The sequence below is a fragment of the Streptomyces sp. NPDC048142 genome, from assembly GCF_043202835.1.
GTDB lineage: Bacteria > Actinomycetota > Actinomycetes > Streptomycetales > Streptomycetaceae > Streptomyces.
The window spans coordinates 31,720-56,544 of sequence record NZ_JBIDBC010000003.1; the positions used below are offsets into that span (position 1 = coordinate 31,720).

Genomic DNA, 24,825 nt, shown 5'->3' on the forward strand with positions numbered 1-24,825 from the left:
CCGGCGTGGGACGGGCCCGCCCTGCCGCCACAATGGGCTCATGCGCGCTGCCCGGCTGATCAAGATGGTGCTGCTCCTGCAGGCCCGCCCCGCCATGACCGCCGCCGAGCTGGCGGCGGAGCTGGAGGTGTCGGAGCGTACGGTCACCCGGGACGCGCAGGCGCTCTTGGAGGCGGGCGTCCCGGTGTACGCGGAACGCGGCCGGGCCGGCGGCTACCGGCTCATCGGCGGCTACCGCACCCGGCTGACCGGTCTCGCCCGGAACGAGGCGGAGGCGCTCTTCCTCTCCGGGCTGCCCTCGGCGCTGCGCGAGATGGGCCTTCAGGACGCGGCGTCGGCGGCCCGGCTCAAGGTGTCGGCCGCGCTGCTGCCCTCCGTGCGCGACGCCTCCGCCTCCGCCGCCCGGCGCTTCCACCTGGACGCGCCCTCCTGGTACCACGACCCGGAGACCCCCGAACTGCTGCCCGCCATCGCCGACGCGGTCCGGGACGACAGGCTGCTGCGGGCCCGCTACCGCAGGGGCGGGGGCCGCGAGGCGGGCGACCAGGGTACGGAGGCGGCGCGGGAGCTGGCCCCGTACGGCCTCGTCCTCAAGGCCGGGGTCTGGTACCTGTGCGCGCGGGCGGGGGACGACTTCCGGGTCTACCGGATCGACCGCTTCACCGCCGTGGAGCCGGCCGAGGAGCGCTTCGAGCGGGACGAGACCTTCGACCTGCCCGGGTTCTGGGCGGAGCGGGCCGCCGGGTTCGCCCGGTCCCTGCTGCGTACGGAGGTGACCGTACGGGTGTCCGGGCGCGGGGCGCGGATGCTCGCGCACACCGGTGACCGCGCGGCGGCCGCGGCGGCGCTCGCGGAGGCCTCCGAGCCCGGCCCGGACGGCCTGCGCACCCTCACGCTGCCGGTGGAATCACTGGACGTGGCGTACGGCCAGCTGCTGGCGCTGGGACCCGAGTTGGAGGTCCTGGCGCCCGAGTCGCTGCGGATCCGGTTCGCGGACGCCGCCGAACGCCTGCGCGAAATGTATCGCTGAAAGGCGTCAATTCGGTGTCTGCGCGTGCGGGAGCCCCCGGCAGGCTGGATGCTGGACCCGTGATGGACGAAACGGAATTCTGGGAGATCATCGACAGCACCCGCGAGGCCGCCGAGGGCGACCCCGAGGACCACGCCGACCTGCTGGTGGAACGGCTGGTGCAGCTCGATCCCGATTCCGTGCTGGACTTCGCCCGGCACTTCGAGGCCCGCTACAACCGCGCCTACCACTGGGACCTGTGGGGCGCGGCGGCCGTGCTGCTGGGCGGGGCGAGCGACGACGCGTTCGACTACTTCCGCTGCTGGCTGATCGGCCAGGGCCGGGAGGTCTTCGAGGGCGCGCTGCACGACCCGGAGAGCCTGGCGGAGCTGCTGGAGGACTTCGACGAGGAGATCGACGGGGACGGCGAGGACCTGGGCTACGCGGCCGACGAGGCGTACGAACAGCTCACCGGCGTGGTCGCGCCGGACCTGGGGCTGCCGCCGCAGGCCGCCGAGCCGCTGGGCACCCCGGTCGACTTCGAGGACGAGGAGGCGCTCGCCGCCCGCTTTCCCGAGCTGTGGGACCGCTTCGGGCCGCGCTGATCCCCGGCGCTCAGGCGGGGCCGAGCGAGCGGCCCATGCAGATGTCGTCGACGTAACGCCCGTTCAGGAAGAACTCCCCGGGCAGCACCCCCTCGACGGCGAAGCCCTCGGAGGCGTACAGCGCGCGGGCGGGGTCGTTGTGCCCGAGCACCCGCAGCGTGATCCGGTTGGCGCCCTGGCGACGGGCCTCGGCGAACGCGGCCCGCAGCAGGGCCCGCCCCACTCCGGTCCCGCGCGCCCAGGTCGCCACGGCGAGTCCCCGTATCTGGCGCACATGGGCGTTGGAGGCGAGCGGGGTGGGCCGCGCGAGAAGGATGTACCCGGCGATCCGGGTCCCGCCGCCCTCCGTCCCGGCCCCCGCCTCCGCGTCCGCCCCCACGTCCGCCTCCACCACGAGGAAGTCCTCCGGCGGGTGCCGCTCCCCGAAGAAGGGGTCGTACGGCGGCACGGGCCTCGGCAGGACCGCGTGCAGCGGCGACCAGGTGGACCGGTCGAGCTCGGCGAGCTCGGCGTCGTCGGCGGGCACGGCGGGGCGGGCGGGGCGGAGGATGAGTGCGGCCATGGGGTCACTGTGCCACGCGTTGTTCCCGGTGTCCGAGGCATTTCATGGGGCAGGATGAGCCCATGCCGAGCTCCCGTATCGCCGTCAGCGGATCGTCAGGACTCATCGGAGCGGCGCTGGTGCGCTCGCTGCGCGCCGACGGGCACGAGGTGGCCCGCCTGGTGCGCCGGCCCGCCAGAACCGGCGACGAGGTCGCATGGGACCCCAAGCGGGGTTACGTGGATGTGGCCGGGCTCGTCGGCTGCGACGCCGTCGTACACCTGGCCGGGGCCGGGGTGGGCGACCACCGCTGGACCGACGCCTACAAGCGGGAGATCCGGGACAGCCGGGTCCTGGGCACCGCCGCCGTCGCCGAGGCCGTCGCCTCGCTCGACGCCCCTCCCCGCGTTCTGCTGTCCGCGTCCGCCATCGGCTTCTACGGCGACACCGGGGACCGCCCAGTGGACGAGAGCGCGCCGCCCGGGGACGGGTTCCTGCCCTCGGTCTGCGAGGAGTGGGAGGCGGCCACCGCCGCCGCCGAGGAAGCGGACATCCGCACGGTGCACGCACGGACCGGGCTGGTCGTCGGCCGCGAGGGCGGGGCCTGGGGGCGGCTCTTCCCCCTGTTCAAGGCGGGGCTGGGCGGACGGCTGGGCAACGGCCGCCAGTACTGGAGCTTCATCGCGCTGCACGACCACATCGCGGCCCTGCGTCACATCCTGGACACCGAGTCGCTGACCGGCCCGGTGAACCTGACCGGCCCCGACCCGGTCACCAACGCCGAGGTGACCGCCGCGATGGGCCGGGTCCTGCGCCGCCCGACGCCGTTCCCCGTGCCGGCGCCCGCGCTGCGGCTCGTGCTCGGGGAGTTCGCGGAGGACGTCCTGGGCAGCCAGCGGGTGATCCCGGCGAAGCTGCTGGACTCCGGCTTCTCGTTCGCCTTCCCCGGCATCGACGAGGCGATCCGGGCAGCGCTGAGGTGAACGGGCGGCGCTGAGGCTCCGGCCGGCCCGACGCCCCGGGCTCGCTTCGGGGCGTTCACCGGTCCGCGCGCCCCGGCCGCGCTTCGGGACGCCCGCCGGTCCGCGCCCCTTCGCGGCCCGTCCGGTGCGGCGTGTGCGACCCCGTGCCCCGGTGCTCCCCGGCGCGCGTCTGACCCAGTATCGGCCATCCTCCTAGCCTCGATGCGAACTCCGGCATTCCGGGGGCCTGTTGGGGGCAAGAGCCTCCCACCAGTCGCACCGACTCGGGGAGGGGCACGTGCGCAACACGGCACACCACGCAGACGTGGTCATCATCGGGGCCGGAATCGCCGGCCTGTCAGCGGCCCACCTGCTCATCGGGGCGGGGCTCGGCGTCAGTGTTCTGGAGGCGGCGCCCCGGGTGGGCGGCCGGCTCGCCACCGACGAGGTGGACGGGTTCCGGCTCGACCGGCTAGGCCCGCTGCTCTGCACCTCCTGGCCCGAGCTGACCGGCACCCCGGGGCTCGGGGCTCCGGGGCTGCGGGAGTTCGCGCCCGGGGTCCTGGTCCACAGCGAGGGCCGCCGCCATCTCACCGGCGACATACGGAGCGCGAGGGGCGCACTCAAGGCGGTACGCACCCGTTCGAGCGCCCCCCGGGCCCCACGCGCTCCCTGGGCGGCGCAGAGCGCGTACGGGCCCGAGCACGGCGCCCCGGCGCGCGGCGGCGGCCGGGGCGGCGTGGTGACCGGGGCGATCGACCGGGCCCGGCTGGGCGCGGCGCTGTCCCGGCTGGCGGCCACCTCTCCGGCCCGGCTGCTGGCCCGCCCGGAGCGGACGGTCGCCGACGCCCTGGCCGGCGTCGGGCTGCCCGGCCGTACGGTGGACGGCGTCCTGCGCCCCCTTTTCACCGCGCTGCTCAGCGACCCCGCCCTCACCACGTCGAGCCGGTGCGCCGATCTCGCCCTGCGGGACTACGCGCGCGGCGGCCTGTGCGTACCGGCGGGCGGTTCGTCCGTGCTGCCGGAGCTGCTGGCGGCCTCGCTGCCGCCGGGGACGGTGCGTACGGGCGTCCATGTGACGGCCGCCGACATCACCTCCGTACGCACCAAGGAGCACGGGGAGCTGGGGTGCCGCTCCCTACTGCTGGCGACCGGCGCGGGGGCGGCGGCCGAGCTGCTGCCCGGTCTGCGGGTGCCGCCCTTCCACCCGGTGACGGTCCTTCACCACACCGCGCCCGCCCCGCCGCCGACGGGCAGGTCGCTGGTGCTGGACGGTGACCGGTCGGGCCCGGTGGCGTACACCGCGGTGATGAGCGAGGTCGACCCCTCGCGTGCGCCGGAGGGCCGGGCGCTGATCACCTCGACGGTGCTCGGGTCCCCGCCGCCGGACCTGGACCGCTCGGTGCGGGCGCATCTGGCGGCGCTGTACGGCGTGCCGACGGACGGCTGGGAGCTGCTGGCGGTCCATCACGACCCGGAGGCGGTGCCCGCGATGGAGGCCCCGCACGATCCGCGCCGGCCGGTGCGGGTGCTGGCCGGGCTGTACGTGTGCGGCGACCACCGTGACACGAGCTCGGTCCAGGGCGCGCTGCACTCGGGCCGCCGGGCGGCGGAGGCGATCCTCACGGACCTGGCCGTCCCGGGCAACCGCGAGGGGAGCCCGCGACTGCCGGAGGCGGCATGAGCAAGCGCGAGGGGAGCCCGCCGTTCCCGGCAGCGGCATGCAACCGCGACCGGAGTCCGCCGCTGCCCGAAGCGCCATGAGCAACCGCGACCGGGTCAGCCGAGGGCGGCGACCCGGTCGCGGTAGCCGCGTACGGCGACCGCGTCCCGGTAGGGCTCCAGGCTGCGCTCGAAGGCGCGTACGTACTCCGTGGCGCGCACCGAGCGCATCTCGGCCGCCTGCTGGGCCGCCTCCGCGCCCAGCTGGCAGGCCTGGTCCAGCTCGCCCAGGCCCAGGCGGGCCGAGGCGAGGACCACCCGGCAGAACAGTCTGCTGCGGGCGTACGCCGGGGCGCACAGCGCGAGCGACCGCTCGGCGTGCTGGGCGGCGGCCCGGTACTGCTGGAGATCGCGGTGACAGTGGCTCAGCTCGTCGGCGAGCTGCGCCTCGTCGAAGGTGCGGGCCCAGTGCGGCACCTCGTCCCCGGGGCGGGAGGTCTCCAGGGCGTGTTCGGCCCGGGTCAGGGCGGCGGTGCAGGAGCGTGCCTCGCCGAGCACGCCGTGCCCGCGCGCCTCGACCGCGTACAGCAGCGCCTGGACGAGGGGCGGAGCGGACGAGCCGACACCCTGCTGGGCGACACGGGCGAGCTGGACAGCCTCCCTGCCGTGCCCGAGGTAGACCGCCTGCCGGCTCATCGTGATCAGCACGTAGGCGCCGTAGCCCCGGTCCCCGGCGGCCTGGGCGAGCCGCAGCGCCTGGACGAAGTAGCGCTGGGCCAGGCCGTGGGCGGCGATGTCGTACGAGGTCCAGCCGGCCAGCCGGGTCAGGCCGGCGACCGCGGCGAACAGCCGCCGTCCGGTGGCCTCGCCGTACGTGCCCCGGAGCATCGGCTCGGCCTCGTGCTCCAGGTACCGCACGAGGGCCTGCCGGGCGTGCCCGCCGCCGTACGCGTGGTCGAGGGTGCGGAAGAGCTCGCCGACCGAGCGCAGCGCGGCGACGTCCCCGCCGCCGACCCGCTGACCGGGGCCGCGGTCCGTCTGCCGCTGGCGCGGGACCACGGGCAGCGCCCCGGTCCCGGGGTGCGCCCCGGCGGCGGGCGGGCGCGTGGCGGCGGGATGCGGGCCGGGCGGGCCCGGCGGCTTGGGCCGTGGCGGGCCGGCGGCCGGGCGCGGCCCGCCCCTGGTCTCGGTGCGCAGCGCCCCGTCCGGGCGCCCCGGAGAGGACACCCCGGCCTCTCCCCCGGCCCGGCGGGCGGCGCCGCCGTCCCGGGCGACCCACTCGTCGGCCCGGCCGATCAGCCAGTCACGGCTGGGGACGACGAGTCCGGCCGGGGTGAAGGCGATCTTGCGCAGCTCCGTGTGGGTACCGGAGTCCTTGCGCCAGAGGCCGCTGACGATGTCGACCGCCTCGGTGGGGGTGGCCGCGAACTCCAGACCCGCGTAGACGGGCGCGCAGGCGTCGAGCCCGAGATCCTGCGCGGAGAGCCGCCGCCCGAGCCGCCGGGTGAACACCTCGGCGATCAGCGCGGGCGTGGTGCCGCGCGGCTGCTGTCCCCGTAGCCAGCGGGTGACCGAGGTCTTGTCGTACCGCAGGTCGAGGCCGTGTTCGAGGCCGAGCTGATCGACCCGGCGGGCCAGGCCGGCGTGCGAGAACCCGGCTTCCGCGATGAGCGAGGCGAGTCGGCGGTTGGGGGTGCGCTGCGGGGGTCGTTCCGACATCAGCTGTACGGTCTCCTGCCTTCGGGGCCGGACGGGCAGCCCTCATGGGAACGGCGCGAATTTAGCGGCCGCCGGGGCGGTCACAGCCACCCTTTGCTCCACGTTCATCCGATCGTGTGAGGATTCCGGGCGGAGCTGACGGAATCGTCCGACCCGTGGACGGTCCGGCACCGGGCCCCGGGCGGGCGGCGAACGGCTCACGGACGCTCCGCGGGCGGGTCGCGGACGGGCCGGGCGGGCTGCGGGCGGATCACGGATCACGGACGGGCCGGCGGGCTTCGGGCGGTCCCCGATCCGGGCCCGGCCCCGGTTCGGCCGCCCGCCCCGGGACCGGCCGCCGAACCTGCCGGGGGGCTGTTCGGGCGACGGTCGTACAGTGGATGCGGGCGCGATCAGTGCAGGGCGCCGCCATCCCGGGGACACCCCTCCGGGCATGCGGGGCCCGCGTAGGGAGGCATCGGTGAGCGAGCTGCGGTTCGTCCGTCTGGGCTTCGGCGAACAGGCCGTCGCGTACACGGAGGCTTGGCAGAAGCAGCGTGAGGTGCACGCGGACCGGTTCGAGGACCGGGTGCCGGACACCTGTCTGCTGCTGGAGCACCCGCCCGTCTACACCGCAGGACGCCGTACGGCGGACAGCGAGCGTCCGCTGGACGGCACCCCGGTCATCGATGTGGACCGCGGCGGGAAGATCACCTGGCACGGCCCCGGGCAGCTCGTCGGCTACCCGATCCAGAAACTTCCGCGCCCGGTCGACGTCGTCGCACACGTCCGCCGGCTGGAGGACGCACTGATCCGCACGGCCGCCGACTTCGGCGTGGCGACCTCCCGGATCGAGGGCCGCAGCGGCGTCTGGGTGCTCGGCGACCCGGTCGAGCAGCGCCAGGCGCTGGGCGGGCTCTCGCTGGACTTCGACCCGAGGCTCCAGGACGAGGAGTTCGACCCGCGGCTGAACGGCCCGGAGTACGCCCCGTCCAACGCGGGCCAGCGCCGCGAGGACCGCAAGCTGGCCGCGATCGGGATCCGGGTCGCCAAGGGCGTGACGATGCACGGCTTCGCCCTCAATGTGAACCCGGACAACACCTGGTTCGACCGGATCGTGCCGTGCGGCATCCGGGACGCGGGGGTCACGTCCCTCTCGAACGAGCTGGGCCGGGAGATCACCATCGAGGAGGTGCTGCCGGTCGCAGAGAAGCACCTGCGGGACATCCTGGAGAACGCGGAGCTCGCACCGAGGGTGATCGAGCAGCCGACGGCCCCGGCCCCGGCGTAGTGCGGCCCCCCGCAGTACGGCCCCGGCCCGGCGCCGACCGGCCGTACCGGTCGTACCGGCCAGTAGCCCGGCCGTCACACCGGCCGGGGAATAGGCCCCGTCGGCCGCAGGTTGGGCGGACGTAAGACCGTTTGATGTACGGGCGTACCCTGGTGTTCGCCAAAGAATCCAAAGCGAGTCCCTCGCGAATCGCTCGCGAATCCCACGCGAACCCGACGCGAATCCAACGCAGCAGAGAGCAAAGGGGAGCCGGAGTGTCCGCTGTCGCACCCGACGGGCGCAAGATGCTGCGCCTGGAGGTCCGGAACAGCCAGACCCCCATCGAGCGCAAGCCCGAGTGGATCAAAACGCGGGCGAAGATGGGCCCCGAGTACAAGCAGCTGCAGCAGCTGGTGAAGGGCGAAGGGCTGCACACGGTCTGCCAGGAGGCGGGCTGCCCCAACATCTTCGAGTGCTGGGAGGACCGCGAGGCCACCTTCCTCATCGGCGGCGACCAGTGCACCCGGCGCTGCGACTTCTGCCAGATCGACACGGGCAAGCCGCAGGCGCTGGACCGTGACGAGCCCCGCCGCGTCGGCGAGTCGGTCGTCACGATGGACCTGAACTACGCCACCATCACCGGCGTCGCACGCGACGACCTGGAGGACGGCGGCGCGTGGCTGTACGCCGAGACCGTCCGCCAGATCCACGCGCTCACCGCGGAGCGGGAGGCCGGCGCGACCAAGGTCGAGCTGCTGATCCCCGACTTCAACGCCGAGCCCGAGCAGCTCGCCGAGGTCTTCTCCTCGCGCCCCGAGGTGCTCGCGCACAACGTGGAGACGGTGCCGCGGATCTTCAAACGGATCCGCCCCGGCTTCCGTTACGAGCGTTCCCTGGAGGTCATCACCCGAGCCCGCGAGGCCGGTCTGATCACCAAGTCGAACCTGATCCTCGGCATGGGCGAGACCCGCGAGGAAGTCAGCGAGGCGCTCCAGGACCTGTACGACGCGGGTTGCGAGCTCATCACGATTACGCAGTACCTGCGCCCCTCCGTACGGCATCACCCGGTCGAGCGCTGGGTGAAGCCGCACGAGTTCGTCGAGCTGAAGGACGAGGCCGACGCGATCGGCTACTCCGGCGTGATGTCGGGTCCGCTGGTGCGGTCCTCGTACCGCGCGGGGCGTCTCTTCCAGCAGGCGATGGCGGCGCGCGGCGCGGCCGCCGGGAGCGCGCAGGCCGCACCCGCCGTGTGAATCCGCTCACGAGCGACTACCTCGCAGTAACCGTGCGACCGAAGCGGTCCGGACGCTCCCCGCAGGTCGGGGACGCGTACGGACCGCTTCGGCGTGCGCGGCACCGGAATGAAGGCTTCATTGGTGTTTGACCACCCGGTCATGCGCTGGTAACACCAAGCAGTGAGCCTAGGTACGCGTGCGGCAGCGACTCCCGCGGCCGCCGCCGTCACCGCTTCCCGTACTCAGTCCGCGCCCCGGGGCGCATCCACTCCGAGGGGGAACACCACGATGCAGGCCGCACCGGTCCGCGCCCACGTCCTTCCGTCCGTCACCACCGCCCTGCGCGCCGTCGAGTCGCTGCTGCTGAGCAGCGGCCAGCGCACCGCCCGCCGCAACGCCTGGACGGCCGTCCTGGAGGACCGCCGCCGCGCCAAGGACCGGGTGGAGGCCCAGCACGTGCTGGAAGCCGTGGCCGACCACCGTTCCTAGGTCGCTCCCACGTTCCTGCGTCGCTCCCACGCCACGTAAACTTCAGTACATGGCGAGGAAGGCAAAAACTGAAGGCGCGGACAGCGCCGAGAACGCAGGGCGGCTCAAGCAGATCGCCCTGACCTACAAGATGACCAGGCGGACCGACAGCAAGATCGGTCTTGTCGTCGCGGGTGTCGGAATCCTCACGTTCGGTGTCCTCCTCGGCATCGGCTTCGCGATCGGCCACCCGGTCTATCTGGGCATCCTGGGCTTCGTCCTGGCCGTCCTCGCGATGGCGATCATCTTCGGCCGGCGCGCCGAGCGGGCGGCCTTCGGACAGATGGAGGGCCAGCCCGGAGCGGCGGCCGCCGTCCTGGACCGGATCGGACGCGGCTGGACCACCACCCCCGCGGTGGCGATGAACCGCAGCCAGGACGTCGTCCACCGGGCGGTCGGCAAGGCCGGCATCGTCCTGGTGGCCGAGGGCAACCCGAACCGGGTGAAGGGCCTGCTGGCGGCCGAGAAGAAGAAGATGGCCCGCATCGTGGTGGACGTGCCGGTGCACGACATCATCGTCGGCAACGGCGAGGGCCAGGTGCCGCTGAAGAGGGTCCGCACCAAGATGCTGAAGCTCCCCCGCGTCCTGACCGGCCCGCAGGTGACCAGCACCAACGACCGGCTGCGCGCGATGGGCGACCTGATGAGCAACATGCCGCTGCCGAAGGGGCCGATGCCCAAGGGCATGCGGATGCCGCGCGGCGGAAAGATGCGCTGACCGCTCACGGCTGACCGTGAGGCGGACGTACGCGACAGAAGACGTACGCAACAGAGCGGGGCGGCCCCGGACCGGTGAACGGTCCCGGGCCGCCCCGTTCTGTTGCCCGTATCGCCACGGGCCGCCGGATTCTCATGCCCGTATCGTCACAGGCCGCCGGATTCTCTTGCCCGTATCGTCACGGGCAACCCGGCTCTCATGCCCGTATCGGGGATGTCACATCCGGACCTGCACGGCACGGGTGAGCCGGTCGTGCAGTCCACGCCCGTCGCGGTCCCAGACCAGCGCGGGGATGACGAGCAGGAGCAGAACGGTCCGCATGGCCACGCGCACGAACCCGAGCCGCCCGCCGTCCTCGGCAACCACCCGTACGCCCAGGAGGCGCTTCCCGGGTGTGCAGCCGATGGTCCCGACGGTCAGCAGGCTCATCACGAGGAAGACCCCGAGCGCCCAGTTCCCCGCCGCCTGCTGGTCACCGCGAGCGAGCAGCCCGTATGCGATCACCATGCAGAGCGACCAGTCGATGAAGAGGGCTCCGAAGCGCCGGCCGAGCGGCGCGACCGAGCCGGGCCCCTGCTCGGGCAGCCCGAGCCCCTTGCCCCGGTAGCCGAAGTCGGCGCCCATCTCCTCGGCGGCCGCGCGGGGCCCCGAGAGCCACGATCCGATTGCTTGCCTGTTGTCCACCCGTCCACGGTACTGCGCCCGTATCCGCCCCCGGCCGGGCGGGGCACCGGAAACAGTCGCGGAGATGCCGCCCGTCACCGCCCCGGTTAACTTGGGCGAAACAAATGGGTCATGCTTGAGAAACCACGCCTGCCTATGGTCGGGTCCAGCGTGTGCCACCGCACTGGCCGCACCACGAGCTACAACCCCGTCCCTCCCGGGCCGGGAGTAGGAGGAGTTGGATGTTCCAGAACGCCGACGAAGTGCAGAAGTACGTAGCGGACAACGACGTCAAGTTCATCGATGTCCGGTTCTGCGACCTGCCTGGGGTGATGCAGCACTTCACGATCCCGGCAGCGACCTTCGACCCGGCCGAGGAACTGGCCTTCGACGGTTCGTCGATCCGTGGCTTCCAGGCCATCCACGAGTCCGACATGGCGCTGCGCGCGGACCTGTCGACGGCTCGGGTGGACCCCTTCCGCCGCGACAAGACCGTCAACATCAACTTCTTCATCCACGACCCGATCACGGGCGAGCAGTACAGCCGTGACCCGCGCAACATCGCCAAGAAGGCCGAGGCCTACCTCGCCTCGACCGGCTTCGCGGACACCGCGTACTTCGGCCCGGAGGCCGAGTTCTACGTCTTCGACAACGTCCGCTTCCAGACGTCGGCGAACGAGAGCTTCTACCACATCGACTCCGAGGCCGGCGCCTGGAACACCGGTGCGCTGGAGAACAACCGCGGCTACAAGGTCCGCTACAAGGGCGGCTACTTCCCGACCCCGCCGGTCGACCACTTCGCCGACCTGCGTGCCGAGATCTCCCTGGAGCTGGACAAGAACGGCCTCCAGGTCGAGCGCCAGCACCACGAGGTCGGCACCGCCGGCCAGGCCGAGATCAACTACAAGTTCAACACGCTGCTCGCCGCGGCCGACGACCTGATGCTCTTCAAGTACATCGTGAAGAACGTCGCCTGGCGCAACGGCAAGACCGCGACCTTCATGCCGAAGCCGATCTTCGGCGACAACGGCTCGGGCATGCACGTGCACCAGTCGCTGTGGCAGGGCGGCGTTCCGCTCTTCTACGACGAGCAGGGTTACGCCGGCCTCTCGGACATGGCCCGCTACTACATCGGCGGCATCCTGAAGCACGCGCCGTCGCTGCTGGCCTTCACCAACCCGACGGTGAACTCCTACCACCGCCTGGTCCCCGGCTTCGAGGCCCCGGTCAACATGGTGTACTCGCAGCGCAACCGCTCGGCCGCGATGCGCATCCCGATCACCGGCTCGAACCCGAAGGCCAAGCGCGTCGAGTTCCGCGCCCCGGACCCGTCCTCGAACCCGTACCTCGCGTTCTCGGCGCTGCTGATGGCGGGCCTGGACGGCGTGAAGAACAAGATCGAGCCGGCCGAGCCGATCGACAAGGACCTCTACGAGCTGGCTCCCGAGGAGCACGCCAACGTCCAGCAGGTCCCGACCTCCCTCCCGGCCGTGCTCGAAGCCCTGGAAGCGGACAACGAGTACCTCCAGGCGGGCGGCGTCTTCACGTCGGACCTGATCGAGACGTGGATCGACTACAAGCGCACGAACGAGATCGCCCCGATCCAGCTGCGGCCGCACCCGCACGAGTTCGAGCTGTACTTCGACATCTAGGACCGCCACGGGCCGGGCTCACCCGCGCCTGGGACGCCGAGGGCCGCCACCTCCTCCGGGAGGTGGCGGCCCTCGGCCGTTCCGTCAGGCGCGCCGGGCGTCGCCCCAGAAAGACCGGGACCTGCCCAGGACTTCCTTGGCCCCGTCGCCGTGGACGGCCGCGTCACTCAGCCGCCGGAAGGCCTTCCGGTAGAGGTCGACTTCAGAGGGCGCGCTCGGCGGCCCAGGCGCGAAGCTCTCGTCCGAGCGGGGCGGCTCGACCACGTCGGCGTTGCGGGCGTCCACGGTGTGCAGGGCCAGGGCCCGGAAGCCCTCCCGGTCCTGCGGTTCGACACCCCGCAGGCGTACCCTCCCGCCGGTCCACAGGTCCGTCATCGCTCTCCACGGTCCCGGCGGCCCGTGCGGGGTCGGGGGTGCGGAGTGTGCGGGGTGTGCGGGGTGTGGCATCAGTTGCGGGGTCCCGCCGGGCCGGTCATGTGAGCCTGGCGGCGATCGTCCTCGCGCAGTCCAGGGACTCCGCGTTCGTGGTGTCCACCTCCAGGTCGTACGCCACACCCCGGTGGACCATTTCCGCCTGCGCTGCGGCCATGCCCTTCGGGCGGTCACCCCGGGCGACCTCGCGGGCCTCGGCGACCGTGCTCCCGCAGCGGACCCCGACCCACAGCACGTCCAGTCCGGCCAGGGCCTTCCGCCACGGCTCCTGGGAGGCGGGGCCGCCGAGGAACACGTCGTCGACGATGACCCGGGCGCCCGCCCGGACCATCGCCGCGACGCCCTCGCGCCACGCCGCCTCCAGCTTCCGGAACTCCGGCCCGACGGCCACGCCGCCGTCCTCGGCGAACTCGATGCCCGCGTCCGATGCCCTCAAGGACGCGGGCAGCGAATCGACGAAAGCGTCGATCGCGGCGGCGAGCCACGGGTCCGGCAGTTCCGACTGGAGGCAGCGGACGATGCCGGACTTGCCGGAGCTGGACCCGCCGTTCAATACGATCACCTGTGTGGTCACCCCGTAACGGTAGAGGCAACCGCGACAGCGCTCGACCCTGTTTACGGGTCCGGGTCCAGGCCCTTTCCACTTCGTCCGGGCGTCACCGGGGCGGCGGCCAGCGGTCGACGCTCGGCTCGGCGAAGGGAGCGGCGTCCCGGCGGCCCCGCGATGTCTCTCGGGGGCCGGGAGCCGCCCCACCCCAGAGCCTGACCGCACCTCAACATCAGCGACCATGTTCGGGGAGAGCACGACATGCTGACCGCGCTGGTGCCCTGAGCCCGTTCCTGCCCCCCTCCTCCCCCTGCCCCCTCAGCTCCGCCACAGCCGGCGTTATCGGTGTGATGGGCGTCATGGGCAGCGTGCTGGGTGAGGCAGCGGTGCCCTGTCCGGGCTTGATCGTGGAGAGTTGCGCGAGCAGCAGGATCAGCCGGTAGGCGCTCGCGTATTCGGGGGCCGTGCAGGCGACCGTACGGGCGCCGCCGGTACGCGATACGCCCGGTACGAGGGTCGCCAGGTCGACGGCGTGCGGGCTCACCAGGTCGACCTCCACGTCCAGCGGCCCGGTGAGCGTCAGGGGCCGGATCTCCGCGCGGCGGGTGACCGCGTCCGCCGCCGCCCGGCGCAGCCGGTCCCGGGCCTCCTCCGGGTGCAGCGTCACGGCGGCCGCCATGCCCAGGGCCTCCTTGACCGGGACGGTGACCGCCGCGGGGACCAGGTCGGTCAGCTCGGCGCAGGCCGCGTCGTCGCCGCTGAGCAGGACGACCGGTACGCCGAGGTGGCCGGCCATGGCGGCGTTGAGCCCGATCTCGCCCAGGGAGCGGCCCGCCACCCGTACGTCGAGGATCTCGCCGTTCATGGTGTGCGCCAGCACGCCAGGCCCCTCGCCCGCACGGACGTGGTAGCCGACGAACAGCGCCGCGTCGGTCTCCTCGTCGAGCCCGGCGAGCATGTGCAACGCGCGCGGCTTGCCCCGGACCAGGCGGGCCCTGCGGTCGAGCTGTTCCGGCAGGAGGTTGCGGAACGTGCCGTGCGCGTCGGCCACCCGCACCTCGGCGGTGGGTTCGGTGTCCAGGACGCCCGCGACGACCGCGTTCGCGTCGGCCGTCATGTACTCCCGGCCGCGCTGGTAGTCGTAACGCTCGGGGTGCGTCTCGTTGGGATGGACGATCCCCGAGATGCCTTCCATGTCGACCGAGATGAGGAGCTTCATGAGTCCGACAGCCTGCGCCGGGCAGAGGTGGTGCGCCGATCGAGGCAGCCCGGTGGCGGCGCACGAAGGGCGGGGCGAATCTGTGGAGATGAGCGAACAGTCCCCGTACGGGGCTTCGAGCGGGGGCTGGTCACATCCGCCGCCCCCGGCCGCGCCGGAGAAGCGGCGCAGGTGGCCCTGGATTCTGCTGGTGGCGGTCCTGCTGCTGATCGGTGGCTGCGTCGCCGTGGTCGCCCTGGTCGCCGACGAGGTCGTCGAAGAGAGCGAACGGACGGTCCGGGTGCGGTACGAGGTGACCGGCACGGCCGAGGGCGTTTCCATCGCGTACACCACCTGGCGGGACGGCAGGATGTCGATCAGCCAGGTGACGTCGCAGCGTCTGCCGTGGACGAAGGAGGTCACGACGAAGGGGTTCGTGAAGGGCGGTTCGCTGGGCATCACGGTCGGGGCGTCCGGCGGGACGGCGGTCTGCTCGGTGACGGTGGACGACGGTTCACCGCACACGGCGACAGCGTCCGGCGCGTTCGCCAACGCCTTGTGCAGGGGGTTCTGAGGTCCGGGCAGGCCTCTGCCCCGCCCGGCCGGAGGGGCCGGCCGGGCGGGGCAGAGGCGATCACCAGTCGGGGCGGGGCAGGACGAGTCGGGTCGGGGTCGGGGTCTGGGTCGGGTCGGGGTCCGGTCTGGTCTGGTCTGGTCTGGTCTGGTCTGGTCTGGTCTGGTCTGGTCTGGTCTGGTCTGGTCAGCGGCCGTAGCGGATCAGGGCGCGGACCATGCGGCAGGTGGTGTCGGACGGGCGGTGGATGTCCAGGCGCTCGGCGGCGATCCGTATCCGGTGGTTACTGGCGCTGGACGGCTGGTAGACCCCGCTGTCGAGCAGGGCGATGACCAGGCGCATGGCCTTGAGACGCCGGTTGTGGGAGACGTACCACTCGCGGGGGCGGCCCGGGGGCAGCCGCTTCTTCGGCAGCTGGGTGGGAAGCGGCGGGTGGAAGGACATCGGGAGCTGTCGGTCCAGCGGCTCGGTCGTGACTGCGGCAACGGCCATCGGCATCCTCCTGGCAGCGTGGTGGAACCCTCACGAACTCCCTCCATTTTACTGCCCCCCACTGACAATCGCCCCTGGCCAGAGGCCCTTTCGGTAGTCCATCGCGTAACCTTGGCCCCATCGGGATCCGGATCGATCCGGCCGGGTTCGACCTGCCGCAGCGCGCTCCCCCCACCCGGCACCGTCACAGAATCGCGAAATGACAACAGCTCAGCCAGGAGTCCCGTCGCCCTCGACATTGGCCACCATCTTGCGCAGTACCTTGAGCGCGGCCACGTACTCCTCGTCGCTGATGCCCTGGTGAACCACGGCGCGCACCTCGGTGGCCACCTCACGGAGCCGCACCCTGGCGGCCTCCCCGGCATCCGTGAGGTGCAGGCGCTGCCCGTCGTCGATCCGGAGCCACTCGCGGTGGAGCAACTGGTCGACCACCCTGGCGATTTCGTGCGGCCCGTCGGCAAGGTGCGTCAGCTGCGTGACGACCTCCTCGCGGCTCGGCGCTGCGGGACCGCCGTTCACGCGGTTGAGAACCCAGTACTGCGGCTGGGTGACGTCGACCTTGGCCATGGCGTCACGCAGATGCCGGGTGACGGTCGCATGGGCGAGGCCGCACCAGTAGCCAACGGGCTGAGTGGCCAGCATGTCATCGGTGACGGCCGGGTTCGCCGGCGCCTGGTCGGTGTTGGTTCCGGTCGGTGATTCCATGATCGCGAAGCTACATTCCCCCGGCGCGCCAAACAATCGGAATGCAGCATTCACCACAACTCGCCCTGGGCACGCATCGGAATCGTCGGCCAACGTCACCTTCGAGTCCGCCGCACATTTGCACGCCACCATTCCGCTGCCCGGCGCAACCGCTACCGACGACAGCTTTCCCACGCAGTCAGCGGGCACATCACGAAACCGCACGGGAGTACCGGGCGGCGAAGTCGTCCTCAGCGGGAATCCGTGCATTGCCAAGCTCGCGAACAGCCGGCTGATCATGGACTCCGGCGGCGGCCCGACCCCGGACAAGCCCGATGGCGCGCTCCGCCCGCCGGCCGACACCGGCATGGGCGGTGAGCTTCCTGAATCCATTCAGCGGCCTTGCCAAGCTTCTTGCAGTCGGCAATGGCCGTGCGATTCGGCCCGCGATCGCCAGCTCCACCAGGGACGCCCCGGCGATAGCCGAAGCAGCGTTCGCGGGCTCACGCGCGACGCGGGATTCATCGTCCGGCGAGAGGAGTAAAAGCCGTTCTCCCAGAGTTGTTTCCATCTTTTCCGGCTCTCCTTCCCGGACGAGGTTCCCCGGTGGCGGGGACGGGGGCTCGCCGGGGTGGCTGCTGGTGGATACGGCTGGGGCTACGATGCGAAACGGCCCGGCCCGGCAGCCGCTTGTCCCGGATCCGAGGGCTCAGCGTTCGTCCGTGCCCGCGCGCTTGGCGGTGGACAGGGCTATGCGGTTCCACGTGTTGATCGTGAAGATCAGGGCCAGCAGGTGGGCCAGTTCCTCCTCCTCGAAGTGGGCCGCCGCCCGGTCGTAGACCTCGTCCGGCACCCCGGCGTCCCCGATCCGGGTGACCGCGTCCGTCAGGTCGAGAGCGGCCTGCTCCCGCTCCGTGAAGAAGTGGTCCGCCTCCTGCCACACCGCGACCATGTGCAGGCGCTCCTCGCTCTCGCCCGCCTTGCGCGCGTCCGTGGTGTGCATGTGCAGGCAGTACGCGCAGCGGTTCAGGTGCGAGGCTCGGATCTGTACCAGTTCGACCAGCGTCGGGTCCAGGCCGGCGCGGGCCGCCGCGTCCAGGCCGATCACGGCCCGGAAGACCTTCGGTGCGGCCTTCGCGAAGTCGAGCCGGTCCGTGCCGCTGTTGCGCCGGACGGTGGTGGCGGGGGCGGTGGTGCGGTCGTTCGTCTTGATCTCCGTCGTCTTCATGGGTACGAATCTAGAGCGACAGGCGACTGGGTATGGGGTGCATTTCCTTGAAGGATTCATGGGTCAATTCCGCGGAGCTCCTGGGCAGTGATCTGCCGCTGGAGCTGTCCGGTACGGGCAACCGCCGGGCCGTCCTGATGGCCGCCCTCCGTGACGCCGTGCGCGGCGGGCGGCTCGCACCGGGCACCCGGCTGCCGCCCTACCGCTCCCTCGCCGCCGATCTGGGCCTCGCCCGCAACACCGTCGCCGACGCCTACGCCGAGCTGGTCGCGGAAGGATGGCTCGCCGCCCGGCAGGGTTCGGGGACCCGGGTCGCCGAGCGGGCCGTCCCGGTCACCCCCGCCCACCGGCCGCGTACCCCCGAGCGCGCCGCCCGCCCGGTCCATGACCTGGTCCAGGGGCAGCCGGACCCCTCGGCCTTCCCGCGCACCGCCTGGCTGGCCTCGGCCCGGCGGGCGCTCGCCGCCGCACCCGACGACGCGTTCGGGCCCGGCGATCCGCACGGGCGGCCCGAGCTGCGGCGGGCCCTGGCCGGCTATCTCGCCCGGGTGCGCGGGGTGCGGGCCGCACCGGAGCGGATCGTGCTGTGCTCGGGGGCCGCGCACGGGCTGCGGCTGCTGTCGGAGGTGGTGGGCGGCCCCTGGGCGGTGGAGGAGTACGGCCTGCCCTTCCACCGCGGGCTGCTCGCCTCCCACGGGGTCGGCACCCGGCCGCTCGGCGTGGACGCGGACGGCGCCCGGGTCGACGGGCTCACCCGCCACGACCGTGCCGTACTCCTCACGCCCGCCCACCAGTTCCCCACCGGCGGGCCGCTGCACCCCGCGCGGCGGGCGGCCGTCGTCGACTGGGCACGGGCCACCGGCGGGCTCGTCGTCGAGGACGACTACGACGGGGAGTTCCGCTACGACCGGCAGCCCGTGGGGGCCGTCCAGGGGCTCGATCCCGAGCATGTGGTGCTGCTGGGGTCGGTGAGCAAGAGTCTGTCCCCTGCTCTGCGGATCGGCTGGATGGTGCTGCCCCAGCGGCTCGTGGGCCCCGTCGTCACGGCGAAGGGCGAGCGGGAGCAGTGGTCGAGCGCCACCGAGCAGCTGACGCTCGCGGATTTCGTCGAGTCCGGCGCGTACGACCGGCAGGTACGCCGGATGCGGCAGCGTCACCGCCGCCGCCGGGACCAACTGGTGGCGGCCCTGGAGCGGCGGGCCCCGCATGTCCGGGTCACCGGTATCGCGGCCGGCCTCCACGCGGTGCTGGAACTGCCGCCCGGCACCGAGCGTTCGGTGGTCCGGGCGGCGGCCTGGCAGGGACTGGCCGTGGAGGGGCTCGCCGACTATCTGCACCCGGGCGCGGAGGGGGCGGCGGCGGGCGCGGAGAGCGCGGGCCGCGCGGAGGATGGTGCGGGGGTGGTGGGCTCGGAGGGGGCGGCAGGCCCGGCACGCGCGGAGGGTGCGGGCCGCACAGAAGGCGCGGCACCCACGGAAGGCGCGGGCCGCACGGAAGGCCCGGCACGCCCAGCACGCGCGGAGGACGCCTCGAACGCCGGTGCCGCTGGTACCGCCAGTACCGCCGGTGCTGCCAGTGCCGCTGGTACCGCCAGCGCCGCCAGAACCGCCGGCACCGCCGAAATCCCCAGCCGGGACGGGCTCGTCGTCGGATACGCGACGCCTGCCGAATCCGCCTACCCGGAGGCGCTGGAGGCCCTGTGCCGGGCCCTGCCGCCGGGGCCATCGTGGGAGGAGACCCGCTAGCGTCCTCGGCGCCGCGCCCCGCCGCCGGGGTGAGCCACCGGATTTTGCGGCTACCCCGCCTGCGCCTGCGTCTCCGCCGCCACCAGCAGCTCCGTGAGGTGGAGGCCGAAGCGCGCGTCGCAGGCGTGCGGCACCCCCGTACGTACCGCTTCGGCCAGGGCGTCCACCGCGCCCCGGAACGCGGTCCCGGCGCCGTCCCAGCCGGGGAGCGACGCCGTGCCCCGCTCGCCCCGGAGCTCGATCTCGACGCCCGCCGCAGCGGGCGGGGCGCTCAGCCCGAGCGTCACCGTGCTGGACGCGCCGGAGGTGTGGCGCAGGATCAGGTGCGTGGTGTCGGCCGGGCCCCGGGCGGCGGTCAGGTGCTCGACGTCGCCCAGGACCGGGATCAGCACCGAGAGCGCGTGCGGGCCGACATCCCAGAGGCCGCCCTTCTCGCGCCGCCACGGGGAGTCCGCGTACTGGCTGGCCGAACCCTCGGCGTAGAGCGAACCCAGCCACTGGGCGCGAGCCGTGAACCAGCCGTCCACCGCGGCCTGTTCGGCGATCCACGCGGAGGTCTCGGGCGCGAATCGCAGCGTGCAGAAGACGACCGAGGCCACCGCTGACTTCTCCGCCGCCTCGGCCACCGCGCGGGCCCCGGCGACCGTCGTGGCGACCGGCTTGTCCATCAGGAGGTGGCAGCCCGCCTCCGCCGCCCGGACCGCGAGCGGGGCCTGGACGTCCGGCGGCAGTGCGAGGGCCACCGCGTCGCTCGTCTCCAGGAGCGCCTCGATGCCCGCCTCACCGGTGTACGCGCGGGTCCCGTGGGCGGCGGCGAGGGTGTCCGCCGCCTCGGCCCGGCGGCCCCACACCCCGCTCAGCTCCACGCCGGGGTGGGCGGCGAGCGCGGGGGCCTGGGTGTTCCGGGCCCAGGGGCCGGTGCCGAGGAGGCCGATGCGCAGGGGGGCGGTGGTGCCGGCAGCTGAATCCATGGCGCCAGTGTGCCGGGTGCGCCGGCCGGCTGGGCAGGGGGCCGAGGCGTCCGCCGTGCGAACATGGAGGGTCGGTTCGTCGGCGCGAGAGCGCGAGCAGTCGTCGGGCACCGAATGCGGTGGCGCGAAGCGACCGTGTCCCGTTACCGTTCCGGAGCCGGCCGCGGGACTCCGGTGCGACTTCCGAGACCTGCCTGTGAAGCGATGATTTCGTTGTTCGCGCCCCCATTCCCCGGCCGGCCTCTCTGTCTATGCCGGAGGAACTTTCACGCATGTTCTACCGGGGGAACTCTCATGTCACGTTCTACCGGGGGAACTTCCATGCACGCGTCCGAGGCCGTACGAGCGTCCGAGACCGTCGCCGACCTCGTCGCCGCCGAGGACGTCCTGCTCTTCGTGAACGCGGCGATCACCGCGACCGGGCAGCGCGAGTTCCGCTCGGACGCCGCCGACCAGCAGCTGTCCCTGGACTTCCTGCACACCTACGTACGGGTCAACTACCGCCGGGTGTACGCGGCTTCCCTGGCCCTGGACATCAACCACCACAACGCGGCGCTCATCGTGCGGCGGCTCCTGGAGACGGCGGGCGAGGCGAGCCCCGAGGAGCGGCGCACCGAGGGCCGGCTGATCGCCGCCCGGCTGGCGCTGCTGCCGCCGCCGCGCGTCTACCGGCTCTTCGGCGAGCTGCGCCGGGCCGGAGTCAACAACCGGCGGACGCGTGCGATCGTGCGGGACTGGCTGGCGGCCCGGCCGGACCTGGGCCATGACGCCGTGAAGTACCGGGCCGGGCTGAAGAGGACCGCCCGGCACATCCATCTGCCCTGCCCCGAGGGGGACCAACCGCTCTCCGAGATCGGGGAGTTCCTGTTCCGGCCCGGCCGGTCGCCCCGCTACGAGCACCCGCTGCTCGACGCCTGGCGGCGCGCCCACTACGAGCAGGGAGCCGTGGCCGAGCTGCCGTTCACCGTCGCGGAGGGGTTCGCCGCCCGGCACGGGATGAAGCGCGAGGTGTTCCTGAAGCGGGCCGCGCCCCGGATGACCCGGCTGGAGCGGCTGCGCACCCAGGAGCGGCGGGCGGCGGTCCGGCGCCCGAACGGTCCCGCGGTGGAGGTGGATCTGACCGTGATGCCGCTGACCCGGCTCGCGCTGTACGTGCTGTCGCTCGGCTTCGAGCAGCGTGCCGGGCGCCGCGCCGAACTGACCGGCGCCCTGCGCGCGGCGGCCCGCCGGGCGGCGGGCGGCCACGCGGGGAGCTGGGGGCGGGTGCACGCGGTGCTGGACGACAGCTTCTCCTCGTCGGGTTCGGGGCAGAAGCGGCGTCGGCCGCTCGCCGTGGCGCTGGCCTGCCACCATCTGCTGGAGGCGCTCGCCGCGCCCGGTGCGTACCGGGGGCTGTGGACCTCGGGCGCGGGCGACGCGCTGCTCGTACGCCCGTGGGGGCCGACCCCGCTGGGGATGCGGGTCCTGGACGCGCTGGAGCCGGGGCCGGGCGGGGCGGGTCCGGACCGGCTGGTGATCGTCTCGGACGGCTGGGACAACGCCCCGGCGGGCCTGGCGGGCGAGGTACTGCGGGTGTGGCGGAGCCGGCTGGATCCGGAGCGGCGGACGGCGGTGGTGCACGTCAACCCCGTATACGACGCGGAGGGTTTCGACGTGCGGCGGCTGGCGGCGGGGGTGGCGACGGCCGGGATCCGGGACGCGGAGGATCTGCCCGCCCTGGTGGAGATCGCCCGGTTCGCGGAGGGGCGCATGGGGCCGGCGGAGCTGTACGCGTATCTGGACCGGCGGGTGGCCCGGTTCACCGGAGCGGGCGAAGGAGAAGGAGTGGTCGCGTGAACCGGCTGGAGCTGACCGGGCTCACCGCCCGGCCCTCGCAGGTGTGGGGCGGTGTCCGTCTCGTGCCGCTGGTCCGCGAGGCGCCGGTGGAGGGACTGCGGCTGCACCGCGAGGTGTACGAGGGCCTGGGCACCGGGGTCGTCGAGCTCGGGCCACGGGACCGCTATGTCTCGTACATTCCGCACGGTCTGGTCGCCGACTGGTCGGTGGAGGACGGCCAGGCCCCGGAGGCGGGCCGGCAGTCGGCCGCGTACGGCACCCAGTTCGGCGGGGGTGGCGCGCCCCGGGCCGTTCCGCTGGCGCCGCTGCCGCACCACCGGATGGCCAAGCGGCGGCCCGGTGACCGGTTGCGGTTCCTGCCGCTGCACCTGGCGTTGGAGGGCTATCTCGCGCTGCACTTCGGCGGTCCGTCGACCGCGTGGGAGGAGTGGTCGCGCACGGCCCTGCGCGACGGGCTCTCGCCGCGCGCCGAGGACGCGTACCTCGGGCGGTCGGTGCGCGGGCTCGGGGACGCGCTGCGGATCTTCGAGATCCACCCGGGCCAGTGCGGGGTGATGGTGTACGTCTCCGACGCGCTCGCCGCCGCCTTCGTCGTCCCGCATCCGGACGACTACCGGCTGCTGCACGCCTCGCTGGTGGAGGACCTCTACGGGGAGCTGGTGCACCAGTACGCGCTGTACGGGGCTCCGGTGGCCCAGGTCCCGGTGCGGATCGGGGGCGAGGCGCACATCCGTGACCTCGGTGAGCTGCGGGCGGCCGCGCTGGTGCAGGAGCGGGCGTGGGAGGAGGCGCACGACACCTTGTTCGCGCGGGAGCTGCTGGACACCTCGTACGCGTTCGACCAGGTGTACCGGATGGAGTCGTTCACTCTGTGGCGCTTCCTGCCGCCGTTCGTCCGGGACACCGGCGGGCAGCACATCGGGGAGACGATCACCGATCACCGGGGGCGGGTCGCCTACCTCAAGACGTTCCGGCTCTCCGACGCGCAGATCCGGCGGGGCCATCTGCTGCGGACCGTGGCCGGGGCCGGCTGGGAGCTGGACCGGGCGGCGGCCGCGCTGGGGTCGAGCCGGCGGGAGCTGGTGCGCCGGATGCGGGCGGCCGGGTTCTCGGCCCTGCTCAAAGGCAGTGTCTGACGCGTCGTCCCGGTGGCCTCCGATGGTTCCCCGGTGGCCACCCGATGGCCCCCGGGGACACCGGGTGACGGGTTCGGACCAGGCGCGCTTCTTCCGCAGGAAACCTCGGTAACACGGGGTTCACATCCGGGCAACGGACGGGAAATCGCGTCTTGCCAAGCTGCGCTGCATAGACCGCTGCACCCGCAAAGGATGGCGTCCGTGACGTTCAAGGCTGAGTACATCTGGATAGACGGCACCGCGCCGACCGCCAAGCTTCGCTCCAAGACGAAGATCATGGACGGTACGCCGTCGGGGGACGTGGCGGAGCTGCCCATCTGGGGGTTCGACGGTTCCAGCACCAACCAGGCCGAGGGCCACGCGTCCGACCGGGTGCTGAAGCCCGTCTTCACCTGCCCGGACCCGATCCGCGGCGGCGAGGACGTCCTCGTCCTGTGCGAGGTCTTCAACATCGACATGACGCCGCACGAGTCCAACACCCGTGCCGCGCTGCGTCCGGTCGCCGAGCAGTTCGCGGGCCAGGCCCCGATCTTCGGCATCGAGCAGGAGTACACCTTCTTCGACGGCCACCGGCCGCTCGGCTTCCCCGAGGGCGGCTTCCCGGCCGCGCAGGGCGGCTACTACTGCGGTGTCGGCGCGGACGAGATCTTCGGCCGCGACATCGTGGAGAAGCACCTCGACAACTGCCTGGCGGCGGGGCTCGGCATCTCCGGCATCAACGCCGAGGTCATGCCCGGCCAGTGGGAGTTCCAGGTGGGCCCGCTGTCGCCGCTGGAGGTCTCCGACCAGCTGTGGGTGGCCCGTTGGCTGCTCTACCGCACCGCCGAGGACTTCGGCGTCTCCGCGACCCTGGACCCGAAGCCGGTCAAGGGCGACTGGAACGGCGCGGGCGCGCACACCAACTTCTCCACCCGGGCGATGCGCGAGGGCTACGAAGCGATCATCACCGCGTGCGAGTCGCTGGGCGAGGGTTCCAAGCCGCTGGACCATGTGAAGAACTACGGCGCGGGCATCGACGACCGGCTCACCGGCCTGCACGAGACCGCCCCGTGGAACGAGTACAGCTACGGCGTCTCCAACCGCGGCGCCTCGGTGCGTATCCCGTGGCAGGTCGAGCAGGACCAGAAGGGTTACATCGAGGACCGTCGTCCGAACGCGAACGTCGACCCGTACGTCGTCACGCGGCTGATCGTCGACACCTGCTGCACCGCGCTGGAGAAGGCCGACCAGGTCTGATCCCGACGCCAGTCACGTATGACGCCAGTCACGTATGAGGGGCCCTCCGGTTCGCCGGAGGGCCCCTCGTGCGTGCCCGGCGCCGGGTCGCGGCGACCTCGACGAGAAGGCGCCCGCCGGTCCGGTCCAGGAACGGGACGCGGTCCGCCCCAGCCGTCGAAGCCCCCGGTCACGGAGGCGTAGGGGGCGGGTGCGGGGGTGGT

Annotated in this window: 23 protein-coding genes and 2 pseudogenes; 14 read left to right on the plus strand and 11 right to left on the minus strand. The window is 72.9% G+C overall.

The window, feature by feature from the left end; all coding sequences use genetic code 11:
- The first annotated feature begins 40 nt into the window (after positions 1–40).
- Positions 41–1,030 carry a helix-turn-helix transcriptional regulator gene (locus ACGF2Y_RS05080; protein WP_392943326.1) on the plus strand — a complete coding sequence of 330 codons (990 nt, stop codon included), beginning with the start codon at positions 41–43 and terminating at the stop codon, positions 1,028–1,030.
- Between the two features lie 62 nt (positions 1,031–1,092).
- On the plus strand, positions 1,093–1,614 hold the full coding sequence (locus ACGF2Y_RS05085; RefSeq protein ID WP_392943655.1) for a DUF4240 domain-containing protein: 522 nt from the start codon (positions 1,093–1,095) through the stop codon (positions 1,612–1,614).
- Positions 1,615–1,624: 10 nt separating this feature from the next.
- Here the strand turns inward: ACGF2Y_RS05085 and ACGF2Y_RS05090 are convergent, their stop codons facing one another.
- Positions 1,625–2,176 (minus strand): GNAT family N-acetyltransferase, encoded by a 552-nt coding sequence (locus ACGF2Y_RS05090; RefSeq protein WP_392943327.1) that lies wholly within the window; start codon positions 2,174–2,176, stop codon positions 1,625–1,627.
- 62 nt (positions 2,177–2,238) lie between these two features.
- On the opposite strand from ACGF2Y_RS05090, the gene ACGF2Y_RS05095 reads away from it, so the two are divergent.
- Positions 2,239–3,138 (plus strand): TIGR01777 family oxidoreductase, encoded by a 900-nt coding sequence (locus ACGF2Y_RS05095; RefSeq protein ID WP_392943328.1) that lies wholly within the window; start codon positions 2,239–2,241, stop codon positions 3,136–3,138.
- A 277-nt stretch (positions 3,139–3,415) separates the two neighbouring features.
- Positions 3,416–4,801 carry an FAD-dependent oxidoreductase gene (locus tag ACGF2Y_RS05100; RefSeq protein WP_392943329.1) on the plus strand — a complete coding sequence of 462 codons (1,386 nt, stop codon included), beginning with the start codon at positions 3,416–3,418 and terminating at the stop codon, positions 4,799–4,801.
- Positions 4,802–4,896: 95 nt separating this feature from the next.
- Here ACGF2Y_RS05100 and ACGF2Y_RS05105 read toward each other — a convergent pair whose 3' ends face one another.
- Positions 4,897–6,498, minus strand: a complete 1,602-nt coding sequence (locus ACGF2Y_RS05105; RefSeq protein ID WP_392943330.1) for a regulator — start codon at positions 6,496–6,498, stop codon at positions 4,897–4,899.
- Between the two features lie 460 nt (positions 6,499–6,958).
- On the opposite strand from ACGF2Y_RS05105, the gene lipB reads away from it, so the two are divergent.
- The 4 genes from lipB to ACGF2Y_RS05125 all read left to right on the plus strand — a co-directional run bounded on the left by lipB (position 6,959) and on the right by ACGF2Y_RS05125 (position 10,228).
- On the plus strand, positions 6,959–7,768 hold the full coding sequence (gene lipB, locus ACGF2Y_RS05110) for a lipoyl(octanoyl) transferase LipB (RefSeq protein ID WP_392943331.1): 810 nt from the start codon (positions 6,959–6,961) through the stop codon (positions 7,766–7,768).
- 254 nt (positions 7,769–8,022) lie between these two features.
- Complete coding sequence (lipA, locus tag ACGF2Y_RS05115) at positions 8,023–9,000, plus strand: lipoyl synthase (RefSeq protein ID WP_392943332.1); 978 nt, start codon at positions 8,023–8,025, stop codon at positions 8,998–9,000.
- A 270-nt stretch (positions 9,001–9,270) separates the two neighbouring features.
- Complete coding sequence (locus ACGF2Y_RS05120) at positions 9,271–9,471, plus strand: hypothetical protein (protein WP_392943333.1); 201 nt, start codon at positions 9,271–9,273, stop codon at positions 9,469–9,471.
- A gap of 49 nt (positions 9,472–9,520) precedes the next feature.
- Positions 9,521–10,228, plus strand: a complete 708-nt coding sequence (locus ACGF2Y_RS05125) for a DUF4191 domain-containing protein (protein WP_392943334.1) — start codon at positions 9,521–9,523, stop codon at positions 10,226–10,228.
- Between the two features lie 216 nt (positions 10,229–10,444).
- Here ACGF2Y_RS05125 and ACGF2Y_RS05130 read toward each other — a convergent pair whose 3' ends face one another.
- Positions 10,445–10,852: an RDD family protein gene (locus ACGF2Y_RS05130; protein ID WP_392943657.1), complete on the minus strand. Its 408-nt coding sequence runs from the start codon at positions 10,850–10,852 to the stop codon at positions 10,445–10,447.
- Positions 10,853–11,133: 281 nt separating this feature from the next.
- On the opposite strand from ACGF2Y_RS05130, the gene glnA reads away from it, so the two are divergent.
- Positions 11,134–12,543: a type I glutamate--ammonia ligase gene (gene glnA, locus ACGF2Y_RS05135; protein ID WP_030586274.1), complete on the plus strand. Its 1,410-nt coding sequence runs from the start codon at positions 11,134–11,136 to the stop codon at positions 12,541–12,543.
- Positions 12,544–12,751: 208 nt separating this feature from the next.
- Here the strand turns inward: glnA and ACGF2Y_RS05140 are convergent.
- The 3 genes and pseudogenes from ACGF2Y_RS05140 to ACGF2Y_RS05150 form a co-directional block, all read right to left on the minus strand.
- Positions 12,752–12,918: pseudogene (locus ACGF2Y_RS05140) on the minus strand (RimJ/RimL family protein N-acetyltransferase); the annotation flags it as partial.
- Positions 12,919–13,015: 97 nt separating this feature from the next.
- Complete coding sequence (gene cpt, locus ACGF2Y_RS05145) at positions 13,016–13,549, minus strand: chloramphenicol phosphotransferase CPT (RefSeq protein WP_392943335.1); 534 nt, start codon at positions 13,547–13,549, stop codon at positions 13,016–13,018.
- 370 nt (positions 13,550–13,919) lie between these two features.
- Positions 13,920–14,741 (minus strand): annotated as a pseudogene (locus ACGF2Y_RS05150) (M55 family metallopeptidase); the annotation flags it as partial.
- A gap of 88 nt (positions 14,742–14,829) precedes the next feature.
- On the opposite strand from ACGF2Y_RS05150, the gene ACGF2Y_RS05155 reads away from it, so the two are divergent.
- The gene (locus tag ACGF2Y_RS05155) at positions 14,830–15,294 is read left to right on the plus strand and encodes a hypothetical protein (RefSeq protein ID WP_392943336.1); all 465 of its coding nucleotides are present in this window, start codon (positions 14,830–14,832) and stop codon (positions 15,292–15,294) included.
- Positions 15,295–15,480: 186 nt separating this feature from the next.
- Here the strand turns inward: ACGF2Y_RS05155 and ACGF2Y_RS05160 are convergent, their stop codons facing one another.
- From ACGF2Y_RS05160 to ACGF2Y_RS05175, 4 genes are all read right to left on the minus strand, one after another.
- Complete coding sequence (locus ACGF2Y_RS05160) at positions 15,481–15,786, minus strand: hypothetical protein (RefSeq protein WP_392943337.1); 306 nt, start codon at positions 15,784–15,786, stop codon at positions 15,481–15,483.
- Between the two features lie 210 nt (positions 15,787–15,996).
- Positions 15,997–16,491, minus strand: a complete 495-nt coding sequence (locus tag ACGF2Y_RS05165) for a MarR family winged helix-turn-helix transcriptional regulator (RefSeq protein ID WP_392943338.1) — start codon at positions 16,489–16,491, stop codon at positions 15,997–15,999.
- 190 nt (positions 16,492–16,681) lie between these two features.
- The gene (locus ACGF2Y_RS05170) at positions 16,682–17,041 is read right to left on the minus strand and encodes a hypothetical protein (protein WP_392943339.1); all 360 of its coding nucleotides are present in this window, start codon (positions 17,039–17,041) and stop codon (positions 16,682–16,684) included.
- 138 nt (positions 17,042–17,179) lie between these two features.
- A complete protein-coding gene (locus ACGF2Y_RS05175) occupies positions 17,180–17,698 on the minus strand; it encodes a carboxymuconolactone decarboxylase family protein (RefSeq protein ID WP_392943340.1) in 519 nt (172 codons plus the stop codon).
- A gap of 47 nt (positions 17,699–17,745) precedes the next feature.
- On the opposite strand from ACGF2Y_RS05175, the gene ACGF2Y_RS05180 reads away from it, so the two are divergent.
- On the plus strand, positions 17,746–19,443 hold the full coding sequence (locus ACGF2Y_RS05180; protein WP_392943341.1) for a PLP-dependent aminotransferase family protein: 1,698 nt from the start codon (positions 17,746–17,748) through the stop codon (positions 19,441–19,443).
- Positions 19,444–19,493: 50 nt separating this feature from the next.
- Here ACGF2Y_RS05180 and ACGF2Y_RS05185 read toward each other — a convergent pair whose 3' ends face one another.
- Complete coding sequence (locus ACGF2Y_RS05185) at positions 19,494–20,414, minus strand: Gfo/Idh/MocA family protein (protein ID WP_392943342.1); 921 nt, start codon at positions 20,412–20,414, stop codon at positions 19,494–19,496.
- Between the two features lie 321 nt (positions 20,415–20,735).
- Between ACGF2Y_RS05185 and ACGF2Y_RS05190 the strand changes: the two genes are divergently transcribed.
- The 3 genes from ACGF2Y_RS05190 to glnII all read left to right on the plus strand — a co-directional run bounded on the left by ACGF2Y_RS05190 (position 20,736) and on the right by glnII (position 24,622).
- Positions 20,736–22,250 (plus strand): hypothetical protein, encoded by a 1,515-nt coding sequence (locus ACGF2Y_RS05190; protein WP_392943343.1) that lies wholly within the window; start codon positions 20,736–20,738, stop codon positions 22,248–22,250.
- Positions 22,247–23,386 (plus strand): hypothetical protein, encoded by a 1,140-nt coding sequence (locus ACGF2Y_RS05195; RefSeq protein ID WP_392943344.1) that lies wholly within the window; start codon positions 22,247–22,249, stop codon positions 23,384–23,386. The genes ACGF2Y_RS05190 and ACGF2Y_RS05195 overlap by 4 nt, the downstream gene beginning before the upstream one ends.
- A gap of 201 nt (positions 23,387–23,587) precedes the next feature.
- Positions 23,588–24,622, plus strand: coding sequence for a glutamine synthetase (gene glnII / locus ACGF2Y_RS05200; protein ID WP_392943345.1), 1,035 nt, complete (start codon positions 23,588–23,590; stop codon positions 24,620–24,622).
- The last annotated feature ends 203 nt before the right edge of the window (positions 24,623–24,825 follow it).

What these genes read in the sequence shown, in the direction of transcription:
- ACGF2Y_RS05175 (WP_392943340.1), bottom strand. Translation starts at nt 17,698, where the DNA reads ATGAAGACGACGGAGATCAAGACGAACGACCGCACCACCGCCCCCGCC.
- ACGF2Y_RS05080 (WP_392943326.1), top strand. Translation starts at nt 41, where the DNA reads ATGCGCGCTGCCCGGCTGATCAAGATGGTGCTGCTCCTGCAGGCCCGC.
- glnA (WP_030586274.1), top strand. Translation starts at nt 11,134, where the DNA reads ATGTTCCAGAACGCCGACGAAGTGCAGAAGTACGTAGCGGACAACGAC.
- ACGF2Y_RS05165 (WP_392943338.1), bottom strand. Translation starts at nt 16,491, where the DNA reads ATGGAATCACCGACCGGAACCAACACCGACCAGGCGCCGGCGAACCCG.
- ACGF2Y_RS05190 (WP_392943343.1), top strand. Translation starts at nt 20,736, where the DNA reads ATGCACGCGTCCGAGGCCGTACGAGCGTCCGAGACCGTCGCCGACCTC.
- ACGF2Y_RS05185 (WP_392943342.1), bottom strand. Translation starts at nt 20,414, where the DNA reads ATGGATTCAGCTGCCGGCACCACCGCCCCCCTGCGCATCGGCCTCCTC.
- ACGF2Y_RS05105 (WP_392943330.1), bottom strand. Translation starts at nt 6,498, where the DNA reads ATGTCGGAACGACCCCCGCAGCGCACCCCCAACCGCCGACTCGCCTCG.
- ACGF2Y_RS05125 (WP_392943334.1), top strand. Translation starts at nt 9,521, where the DNA reads ATGGCGAGGAAGGCAAAAACTGAAGGCGCGGACAGCGCCGAGAACGCA.
- ACGF2Y_RS05090 (WP_392943327.1), bottom strand. Translation starts at nt 2,176, where the DNA reads ATGGCCGCACTCATCCTCCGCCCCGCCCGCCCCGCCGTGCCCGCCGAC.
- ACGF2Y_RS05120 (WP_392943333.1), top strand. Translation starts at nt 9,271, where the DNA reads ATGCAGGCCGCACCGGTCCGCGCCCACGTCCTTCCGTCCGTCACCACC.
- ACGF2Y_RS05160 (WP_392943337.1), bottom strand. Translation starts at nt 15,786, where the DNA reads ATGGCCGTTGCCGCAGTCACGACCGAGCCGCTGGACCGACAGCTCCCG.
- ACGF2Y_RS05155 (WP_392943336.1), top strand. Translation starts at nt 14,830, where the DNA reads ATGAGCGAACAGTCCCCGTACGGGGCTTCGAGCGGGGGCTGGTCACAT.
- ACGF2Y_RS05170 (WP_392943339.1), bottom strand. Translation starts at nt 17,041, where the DNA reads ATGGAAACAACTCTGGGAGAACGGCTTTTACTCCTCTCGCCGGACGAT.
- ACGF2Y_RS05130 (WP_392943657.1), bottom strand. Translation starts at nt 10,852, where the DNA reads ATGGGCGCCGACTTCGGCTACCGGGGCAAGGGGCTCGGGCTGCCCGAG.
- ACGF2Y_RS05085 (WP_392943655.1), top strand. Translation starts at nt 1,093, where the DNA reads ATGGACGAAACGGAATTCTGGGAGATCATCGACAGCACCCGCGAGGCC.
- ACGF2Y_RS05095 (WP_392943328.1), top strand. Translation starts at nt 2,239, where the DNA reads ATGCCGAGCTCCCGTATCGCCGTCAGCGGATCGTCAGGACTCATCGGA.